The sequence below is a fragment of the Bartonella sp. AP150HLJHH genome, from assembly GCF_042196385.1.
GTDB lineage: Bacteria > Pseudomonadota > Alphaproteobacteria > Rhizobiales > Rhizobiaceae > Bartonella.
In genome coordinates this window covers 1-10,791 of the sequence record NZ_JBHIQC010000030.1, presented here as the reverse complement: position 1 = coordinate 10,791, position 10,791 = coordinate 1, and the positions used below count along the sequence as shown (strand labels likewise).

The window sequence follows — 10,791 nt, the reverse complement described above, 5'->3', positions numbered from 1 at the left end:
GTTCGGCGAAAGTGATTTTAAATGAAGTGACCAGCAGCAAGCGCAGTGCGCTTCATGGTCCAGGAGAGGTTTTTGGGAGCCCAGCCGATGTGATTATAGCCAATCCCAATGGGATAAGCTGTGATGGTTGTGGCTTTATCAATACGCCCCATGCGACTTTAACCACAGGTGTTCCCGAAATTGATGCGAGCGGTTTTTTGAAAGGCTTTGAGGTGCGAGGTGGGGATATTACCTTTGGCGCCAAGGGAGCCAATTTTTTCTCAGGCCAAGGGGCTGTTGATATTGTCGATATTGTCTCACGCACAGTGCATTTTGAAGGAGCTGTTGCGGGCAGAGAAATTGGTGTGACAGCAGGGACGGGTCACTTTGATTATGCTTCACGGGAAATGAAAGAACTGACCGATATTACCGGTAAACCGGAATATGCGATAGATGGTTCTGCTTTGGGGGCTCTACAGGCGGACAGAATAAAACTTGTGGCAACAGAACAAGGAGTTGGGGTTCGCATGCGCCATGATATGGCAGCGAATGCGGGGCAGTTGCATCTTTCTGCTGACGGAAAAATCTCGTTGAAGAATGTTTTTGGTCATGGGGGTGTTGTTCTTCAATCAAAAAGCGATACCCTTCATGCAGAGAACATTACATCCAAAAAGCATATTGCGATTGCAGCAAAAAAAGGTGTCATGTTAGAAACGGTTGGCGCGGAAGGTCATTTGAGCGTAGATGCCCAGGATGGGCTTTTATCAATTGCCGGAAAAGCTACCTCGGGGGGCAATTTGGAGCTTTCTTCGCACCATGCTCTTCAAGTTTCAGGGCTAGGCGCAGGCGCTGATGTAACACTTGAAACAGATGGAGCGCTTAATATTGGTGGCACTGTTTTAGCTGGGGGCAATCTCAGGGCGCATGCCGGTGGTGATATACAAGCCCATTTTTTAGCTGGTGGGGTTGATATGGCAGCCACGCAAGCAGCTGGCAGCCTTGTTCTTGGCATAAAAGGGGATGTTGATCTCCAGAGCAGTCAAGGTGCGATTGTTGCTGAAAGTGTTTATGGAGCAGGAGATATCACCCTGGTTTCTCATAATGGGCTCTCTGTTTCCCAAACAATTCTGTCGCATCACAATGTTGCCATTCATGTTGACCCCCATGCCGGCATTCATTTTGGGCAAGTTTTAGCCTATGGCAGAGCAGACATTCATGGTGGGGCGGTTGACTTTTCTTCTTTGATGACGGGTGATGATGCCGTTTTAAAGGTGGGAAGTCTTGATGCAGGCACACTGATGACAGGTTTAGATTTTGTTCACTCTCAGGTGAGCCCTTCAAACCCTACAGGTGCTCTTGTTTTTCATGATAAAGGTTCCCTTTTTGCTACAGCGCAAGAGGGTATAAAGGTTGGGCATATTATCAGTGGTGGCAATATTGAACTTTTTGCTGGCAACGACATTTATTATGATCAGGTCATTGGCTATGGCAGTGCAACCCTGACCTCGGTATCAGGAGGGATCAGCGTTGAGAATGTGCTGTCTGCTACGGGGGATGTGAGATTGACAGCAAACACACTGGATTTGAGCAATGATCGTTCTCATATTTACACGCCGCAAACGCTATATTTAACTGCGGATCATATTTATGTCTCGGGCAGCACACTGATTTATGGTGGTTTAGATTTTCAAAGCACCAATGTTCTTGATATTCACCATGCACGGCTACAAGCCATTACCGATGAAGGAGGGACTGGAGATATTCTTTTTGTTGCTCCAAGCGTTATGGTGGATCAGTTCACATCGGTTTTAGCAGCACGAGATTTTATCATCAAAACCGGGGAGCTTGAAAATAGCGGTCAATTGGCAGCGGGTCATGATTTAGCTTTTAGCGTGACGGGCAATGTGACCAACAGCAAAACGGGTTTAATTTATGTAAAGGGCAATGGTGCTTTACAAGTTGATGGGGCTTTGCTCAATGATTTTGGCGCTATTATGGCAGAAGGCAATTTATTTTTCACCAATGCAGCTGGTACTGGAAAAAGCCTTTCGCTTGTGAATAAAGCGGGCTTTATTCAAGCCGGTGGAAACTTAAATATCCAAACCAACACTCTAAAAAACGAAGCTGATAGCACGCCCGTCATCACGGAAAAAACGGAATATAGCGATATTTCATTCGAAAAACCAAAGGGTTCTGATCAACTCAGTGATGGGATGTTATATCAAGATGGTCCCAACCTTTGGGGAAAGGGTCACTTTGAGGATAGAACAATAGTTATTGCACACCAGTATATACCTAGGGAAGTATTTGTATTTGATAAAAATCTTTGGGCTAACAAAGAAGAAACGTATGGCACGGCAACTTTGGAAGATGGAGCATTTTATAGGGCATTTACTTGGAAATATGATAAAACAAAAAGTAATATAAGACGGTATCAATGGAATAATCAGTCACATATGACAGAAGAAACTGTCACGCAGGGGTTTTCGCATAAGCCCACCATTCAGGGGATGATACAATCTCACGGCAATCTCATCATTAACGCCGATAACATTGACAACCATTATAGCTCTATAGAAGCAGGGGGAAATGCCGATATCCACGCCAATGTGCTGACCAATTTAGGTGCAACAGCTTATAAAAACACCTATATGGGTTGTAACGCAAATACAGACAATTGTTATGGCTATAAAGCTGATGGAAGCCGCGATGTTTCTTTAGATATAGCCGATGGCAAATTTCGTCATATCCGCTCAGAAGCTTTGGAGAGTGTTCCTGGTCTTGTCCAAGCGGGTGGCACTTTAAATCTGGTGGTCGATCAACTCAATAACACGGCAGCGGAAGGTTCGATTACAGGGGATGCGCATTTTGAAGCAAAAACCGTTGAAGGCAATCCACTGGAGTCCTTAAGTGGTTTAACCGGGGCTGGCGCTCTCTTTACACCAAAAGTCGATCTCAATAATGCAGGGGAACTTGCTGAGGGGCTTCCTTTACCAAAACCCCAATCGGGGGGTGTTGGGGGCACGCTGCCCAATCAAAATTTCATTTATGAAACTAGAGCAGAATTCCTTGATGTTGGCAAGTTTTATGGCTCAGCCTATTATTTGAACAGAATTGGTTACAATCCTGACAGAGAGATTTTTTTCTTAGGCGATGCTTATTTCGAAAAGCAGCTGATTGAAAAACAAATGCGTGATCTTGTGGGTCAAGGTTTGGGCAAAGGTTCCTTTATTCCTGGAAGTGATGCCATTGAACAAGTCAAAACTTTGCTGGATGTCGGGGCAGAATATGCAAAAGCACACAATCTCCCTTTTGGTGAGGCTTTGAGTGAAGAACAATTGGCGTCCCTAGAAGCCCCGATGGTGATTTATGTGCGCCAACAGGTCAAGGGCATGGATGTTTATGCTCCGGTGCTTTACATCCCTGAAAAAGACAGATCCTCCTTTGTTTCTGCTGGGGCTTTGATCATGGGTGATGATGTCAATATCACCAGCCAAAATACGAGCAATTCCACAATAACTAATTCAGGGCGTATTGCGGCAAATCACCAATTGCATGTGCATGGCGGGGATATCTTTAGTCAAGGAGGGCATTTTGCGGCGGGTGGTGATGCTGTTATCCTTGCGGAGAAGAATATTCGTTTGGATGCAGGGCGCACAACGGTTGACGGCGTGGAGACAGTATTAAACACCGAGGCGCTTTCTGCTGGTGGCAATGCGAGCGTGATTGCCAAGCAAGATATCACCGCCTCAGGGGTGGGGATCACCACCGGAGGTGATCTTGCCATGGCTACAGAACAAGGCAACTTGACGATCGGTTCAGCAGAAACCCATTACCATGATGAACAGGGTGATGCCACCATGCATCATAAATCGGAAGTCAGTTCTGGGGGTTCAACAGTCTTTTCATCAGGAAAAAATCTCAATATTTTAGGCTCAGATGTTCAAGCAACGGATAAACTTCTCTTGCAAGCTGAGAGGAATATTTCGATTGATGCCACACGCAACAGTATGGACAATCAGAATGGGAGTGAAACCTCCCATGTTGCCTTGCACAATGGCTCTCATCTAAGTTCTGGAAAGAATATGGATATCATATCGGGGCACGATATCCATGTCTCTGCTTCCGATATAGATGCCAAGGGCAAGGTGGGGCTGAAAGCCAGTAACGATATCCTGATCAACAATGCAGAAGATAGCTTAAATTATGAGATGTCTGATCACAAAGAGGATGGAATATTTAGTGAGAGAGTCCATAATAATGTTGAGGCTACCCAAGTCGTGAGCTCAAGTATAACAGGCGGTGAAGGGATAGCCTTTGAATCTGGCAACGATACAAAAATCATTGGGTCGATGCTTCTTGCTGGAAAAAAAGAGGAAACACCAGATCAAGCAAAAGCGGATATTTCTATTCATTCTGGTGGGAATATTCTTATAAAAGGCGCTCAAGAACACTACGACCAGCAATACCAATCGTCTTCAAGTAGCTTTTTGCATGAGGAATCGTCCGATAGTTCTCAATCGCATACCACAACGGTCTCCTCTATCCTTGGGGCGACGGGCAACATCGTGTTAGACGCACAAGGAGAAGCCAAGATTTCTGCTTCTCATCTGCTTTCCGGTCAAAATATCAATGTGAGTGGAGAAAGTGTGACGATTGATGGTATGACAGATCACCATAGCAGCTACTCAGAAGAACATGCATCTGGTTTGGGCGCGGGTTCAGGCAAGGACTTTTTATCGATATATGGGAGTGAGACAAAGACAGAAAATGAAGAAAGTTTTGAACATCAAGGCTCTTCTCTCAATGCGAATGGCACTATCAACATCACTGCTAAGAAAAAAGATGTGACAATTGTTGGCTCTGATCTTGCAGGTGAGAATATTAACCTTTCGGCAGCTCGTGATGTCAATGTGCTTGTGGGTCATAATAGCCATAAGTCAAATTCTGAAGAAAAGCGTTCAGGTTTTGGTTTTCAGTTTGGAAACAGCAGCAGCAGTGTTTCTGTAGGAGTTGGGGTTGAGAGCACGAAAGACACCAGCGATCAATGGGAAACCACTTCCACACAATCACACATCACGGCACGCCAAGATGTGCGGATCAGTGCGAACAATGATGTGACCTTGCAAGCAGCCGATGTTTCAGCAGGTCGTGATGTGAGTGTTGATGCCGGTAATAATATCACGCTTTCGGAAAGCCAAGATATCTCTAAGACACAAAAAAAACATGAAAATTTCTTTGCTGGTGTTACAGGTTCTGTCAATGTTGGCATTCTTAGTACCATACAAGATATAAAGGATGCAGGAAAACGTTTTGGTCATGGGGATACAAAACACAAAATCGGCAATGGCATCATTCTTGGTCTAAAAGGCAAAGATCTCTATAACAAAGGCAAAGATCTCTATAATGGGATAAAGAGCGGATCAACAAAAGATTCCCTTCTCAAAATGGTGGATATTTCTACCAGTGTTACCGTAGGCTTTAAGACTGAAAAGGAAGAGAAGTCTTCTCAGACATCTACTGCTGTAACCAATAGCATAGAAGCTGGGCGTTCTGTCAATATGAAAGCCCACAAAGGCAGCATCCATGGTGTTGGAGCCGACGTTATTGCCGGTACCAATCCTGTTTATGCGCTGGGCAATGATCCGCAGAGCGGGAATATCAACTTGGATGCAGGACAGCACATTACCTTTGAAAGTGCGCAAAACACGCAAAGCACACAAAACCATAACCAAAGCGCTTCAATGAATATCGGAGCCAGTTATGGTACCGGTGGCGCAGAGGGAACAGGCAATGCCTCCTTTAGTCAAGGAGAAGGCTCCAGTGAACAGGTTCAACAAAAGAACGCCCATATTATAGGCACGGGCGCGGTTCACACCAACAGTGGGGGAAACACCACATTGGCAGGAGCAGTGGTTTCTGGAGAGCGTGTAAAAATGGAAGTAGGAGGTGATTTTACCGTTGTCAGCCGCAGTGATACGGGACAAAGTTCCAGCAAAAAAAACTCTGTTTCTGTTGGGGTTAAAGGCAATGGAAAGCCTGATGGTGCATCAATAAACGTCTCTTTCCAAAATGATCAATCCTCCAGCGATTATCACAGTGTTGTGGAACAATCAGGCATTAAAGCCCGTGATGACGGCTTTGAGATCACCGTTAAAGATAAAACAACGCTGACTGGAGGTATTATTGAAAGCACAGCCTTGGCAGAAAAAAACAGCCTGACCACAGGAAGCATCAGCACCAGTGATATTACCAACAGTGCGAGTGCCAAAGCCAGCAGTGATGGGATTAGCATTGCAGCGGGTGGTGCAATGGGCGAATACGACATCGCTAAAAACATTGCCAAAAATGTTTTAGATCATGCAGAACAACAGGATTCAAGGGAAGGATATACCAAATCTGCCATTAGCGATGGCACCATCGTCATTACTGATGAAGCAGGGCAGAAGGCATTGACAGGGCAAGGCGTTGATCAAACCATAGCTTCCCTTAACCGTAATACCGCTGAAGCTCATAAGGGTGTATCACAAATAGATGTCACTAAGCTGGAACAAACAGCTGGTGAAAACCGCGAAATGGCAACACAATTGCTGGAAGAAGGATTTAAATACAGCGATAAAGCCTATAAAAAATATAGTGAAGAAGCCTCTAAAAAGCGCAATGATGTAGCCCCTAAAAAGCGTAATGCTGAAGCCCCTAAAAAGCGTAATGCTGAAGCTCCTAAAAAGCGTAATGCTGAAGCCCCTAAAAAGCACAATGATGTAGCCTCTAAAAAGCGTAATGCTGAAGCCCCTAAAAAGCGTAATGCTGAAGCTCCTAAAAAGCGTAATGCTGAAGCCCCTAAAAAGCGCCATGATGTAGCCCCTAAAAAGCGCAATGATGTAGCCCCTAAAAAGCACAATGATGTAGCCTCTAAAAAGCGTAATGCTGAAGCCCCTAAAAAGCGTAATGCTGAAGCTCCTAAAAAGCGTAATGCTGAAGCCCCTAAAAAGCGCCATGATGTAGCCCCTAAAAAGCGTAATGCTGAAGCCCCTAAAAAGCGTAATGCTGAAGCCCCTAAAAAGCGTAATGCTGAAGCTCCTAAAAAGCGTAATGCTGAAGCCCCTAAAAAGCGCCATGATGTAGCCCCTAAAAAGCACAATGATGTAGCCTCTAAAAAGCGCATGATGGAGTAGAAGGGGAAACCAAATCTGCTATCAGCGATGGGACTATCATCCTTACTGATACAACTGGACAGAGGGCAATGGGGCAAGATGCTGGACAAATCATTGATGCACTCAACTGCAACACCGCTACAGCCCACCAAGCAGTAGAACAGCTAGATGTCGCATCGCTTGAGGGGGTAGTACATAATCGCGTAGATATGATCAATGATTTATCGGATGAAGGATTGGGATACTGGGACAAAGTGCGCGAAGTCGCAAATGTTAAAGAGCATCCAGTAGGTGAGATTGCGCATGATGAAAATGGCAAAGTACTCTATTTAACCGATGAAAATGGAGAGTATATAAAAGACAGCGATGGAGAATATATCACTCTGTATCACTTTTTAAATGCTGAAGATGAGCAGTATTTACAAGCTGGCTCTGATGGCAAAGTGCATGTGTCCTTTAATGGCATCTTTACGCCACCCTATGAAGCTGCTGTTTATGCAGAGCAACATGCGGAGAATAAAAATGAACCGCTTTATTTTGTTGTGTTCCCAGAAGCTGATTCTGCTATCTCAGAACTTCTAGTCGCGGGCTATCAGAAGTTTATGGAAAATAACTTTTGGGGTTTGACCAATTCAACACAAGAAGCAAAAGATTTGATGTATAGCTATGGTCTTACAGGATTAGAACTTTATGGACATAGTCGCGGGACAATGACATTGGGGAATATGCTGAATTCTTTCAAACAAGAAGGTGTTCACGGTATAGCCAACGAAAACACGACTATCAATTTCTATGGACCAGCCTTTAATGCTTTAGTTGCATCCGGTCTGTTAGGTTATGTGAGTGATGGCAAACAAACCACTATTGGCTTTGATGGGAATAGATACGACTTTGTAAGCAGAATTATTGGCGGCAATGGCTATACTTACGAGACAATACCTACTGGTAGTAACATGTGGAAAGAATGGTGGAGAGTGATCATGAATCCCATAAGCTCCCATACTTGCCTTGGAGATGTGGGTTATAAATGCCAAAAGTTTTATGGCACATCTCATCGTGAACAATTTCCTTTAAGTAAATCAAGGAGTAAAAAATGAAATACATTTTAAAGTTATTAAGTGGAATAGTTTTGGTGAGTGTAACTGGATGTAATATCGATAAACCTCCTCCAGGAGAGATAGCTACGTGGGAGAAAAATGGTGTTACTGATTTTACTGAGGTAGGAAAAGCCTTATTAGAATGTGGAATGCCAACCCCTTATGATACTGATCCAGAAAGCAGAAAGCTCAGCTACAATGCAATAGCAACCATAGAAGCTTGTATGATTCAATCAGGTTTTCGTGATAAAGTGGGAGGGGGAACTTGGTGTGTAAATCATAAAGCCGAGGATCTTCCCATTTGTCGTCCAGGTGCTGTCATACCACAGCGCAGTGTCAAGAAGCGCTTAAACAGCCCTTTTTGTAAAAAATATAAAAATAGTCGCAAATGCCAACCTTAAGTGTTTCTATTGGTGATGATCAACAATCCCTTATCCTTGCTTTTGCTTGGAATGGCGCGATTGTTTTCTCAACCAATCATCTCAATATTGTTCACCGTTGTTTTAAGCAGCGGTGACAGGAAATATCAACAGGTTTATGAGCTCTGTTTTATCGTAAATAAATCCATTGAAAGAGGGGAAAAATGAAGAAAATCTTAAAACTGTTGAGTTGCATGGCTTTGTTAAGTATCGCTGGATGTGACTCAAAGCCTCCTTCAAAATACTTTGTTATATGGCAAAAGCCAGATGCAGATTCTACTGAAGTAGCAAAAGCATTGTTAGAGTGTGGTAAGCCAACTCCTTATAATGCCGATACAGAAAATAGTGGATTAGGTTTCGGTGAATGGGCAATAATTCATACTTGTATGCTTCAATCTGGCTTCCACTATAGAAGTGAAAATGGAAAGTGGTGTGAAAATTGTCAAGATGATAGGATTCCGGTGTATCCTCTTAGTGGTTCTATCACGCCTCAGCGAAGTGTTGAGAGACGCTTAAATAGCCCTTATTGTAAAAAACATTCAGAACAACTTGAATGCGAACCTTAAGTCTTGCTTCAGCAGAGAAAGCCTTGAATTTACACCAAATAAAGCACCAGGTTGATGAGCTTGAGAAAGCCTTGTCCGTCCTTACGTGACAAGGTTTTCTTTTTATGCCGCGTCACTTTGACGTTGTTGTTTCGCTTGCTCGATGACATTCAAAAGATCTGATTGTAACCAACGCGATAAAAAGCCAAATTTTAAAGGTTTTGGGAGAGAGCCATTGGTAACATGACGCCGGAATGTTGAAACACTCATATGAAGCAATTTTGCACTTTCACGGTCTGTTAAAAGAATATCATTTTCTGTCATATTAAAATCCTTTCTATCAAAAAATGGTAACAAATCATAACCATTTATTAACCACATTTTGGTTCATTTAGAAAGATGTTTTATTCATAGAAAACAATATTTTATTATACAATTTCTGATGTGATAATTTATGACTCTTATTGAGAAAGAATGAGAGACAAGAGAGCTAAAGTTATCCACAGATAATGGGGTTATTCACCCCATATTTTAGGTTTGACCCGTGACATAAGCCGCCCATTTATCCATATAGACACGGCGCTGTTCTAGATAGTCAGTGCGACGATAGGAGCGCTCTACTTGTCCTCCTACTGTATGACTTAGAATAGTTTCAGCGACCTCATAGGGGGCATCGGTTGTTTCTGCTAGCCAATCGCGTAAACTAGAGCGAAAACCATGCGGGCAGGCTTCAAGTTTATTGTCTCTCATATATTGAGCCATACACTTCTCAGCGAGGGGACCGCGACCTTTAGCAGAAAAAAAGAAATCATTACGAGAAAGCAATCGTGCTTGTTTTAAAATGTCTAATGCTTCAGTTGATAAAGGCACGCGAAATTCTTTTGTTGTATCACGCTTGCCTTTCATATTTTCAGCAGGTATGGTCCATATATCCCCATCAATTTGATCTTTATGAATATGACGTAAAGGATTGGTACGAACACCTGTCAGAATAAGCAAACGCAAAGCCAGTTGTGTTATGGTTGATGCTTCACAGAGTGTTTTATAAAAAGCCGGAACCTCTCTCCAATCCATGGCTGGTCTATTAGTGACCTTATGGCGTTGTTTTCCTAAGAGAGCTTTTGCTTTTTCTACAGCTTGTAAATCAACATCTACACCTAATGCAGCCGCATGTTTGAGACAAAGATTAAGACGTATCAATGCTGTTCGAGCAATTACAGCCTTTGTATGCCAAATGGGAGAAAGGGTATTGCGTATCTCTGTTTGCGTAATCTCTGAAACGGGTAAACAGCCTAATTTAGGGAGAATATGAAGGCGTAAAGGTGTAAACCATTTACCATTTTTACCATCACCTTTTAATTCAGCTTTACGAGTTTCAAAAGTATCTAGTGCAATATCTTTTAAGTAATGGAGATTGCTTATTGCCTCACGCTTTTGTTTTTCACGTTCTTTAATAGGGTCACGCCCTTCACGTAAAACAGCCCGCCATCCTGTTGCCAATTCACGGGCTTGTTTTAAAGAAACATCTCGCAAGGCACCCAAGCCCATTTCACGGCGCCGACCATGAATGGTATAACGATAAAGCCATTGAGCACCA

The 10,791-nt window shown here is 43.3% G+C and carries 7 protein-coding genes; 5 read left to right on the top strand and 2 right to left on the bottom strand.

The window, feature by feature from the left end:
* From ACFING_RS08300 to ACFING_RS08280, 5 genes are all read left to right on the top strand, one after another.
* On the top strand, positions 1-7,154 hold a 7,154-nt coding region (locus ACFING_RS08300; protein ID WP_375630435.1), incomplete at its 5' end, for a hemagglutinin repeat-containing protein.
* Positions 7,155-7,222: 68 nt separating this feature from the next.
* Complete coding sequence (locus ACFING_RS08295) at positions 7,223-8,230, top strand: filamentous hemagglutinin (RefSeq protein ID WP_375630433.1); 1,008 nt, start codon at positions 7,223-7,225, stop codon at positions 8,228-8,230.
* Complete coding sequence (locus ACFING_RS08290) at positions 8,227-8,631, top strand: hypothetical protein (RefSeq protein WP_375630432.1); 405 nt, start codon at positions 8,227-8,229, stop codon at positions 8,629-8,631. Before ACFING_RS08295 ends, ACFING_RS08290 begins: the two co-directional genes overlap by 4 nt.
* On the top strand, positions 8,619-8,747 hold the full coding sequence (locus tag ACFING_RS08285) for a hypothetical protein (RefSeq protein WP_375630430.1): 129 nt from the start codon (positions 8,619-8,621) through the stop codon (positions 8,745-8,747). Before ACFING_RS08290 ends, ACFING_RS08285 begins: the two co-directional genes overlap by 13 nt.
* 66 nt (positions 8,748-8,813) lie before the next feature.
* Positions 8,814-9,215: a hypothetical protein gene (locus ACFING_RS08280; RefSeq protein WP_375630429.1), complete on the top strand. Its 402-nt coding sequence runs from the start codon at positions 8,814-8,816 to the stop codon at positions 9,213-9,215.
* Between the two features lie 102 nt (positions 9,216-9,317).
* Here the strand turns inward: ACFING_RS08280 and ACFING_RS08275 are convergent, their stop codons facing one another.
* Together ACFING_RS08275 and ACFING_RS08270 are read right to left on the bottom strand one after the other, a co-directional pair.
* Entirely contained in the window at positions 9,318-9,518 is a 201-nt protein-coding gene (locus tag ACFING_RS08275) for an AlpA family transcriptional regulator (RefSeq protein ID WP_007347209.1), read from the bottom strand.
* A 207-nt stretch (positions 9,519-9,725) separates the two neighbouring features.
* On the bottom strand, positions 9,726-10,791 hold a 1,066-nt coding region (locus tag ACFING_RS08270; protein WP_375630428.1), incomplete at its 5' end, for a tyrosine-type recombinase/integrase.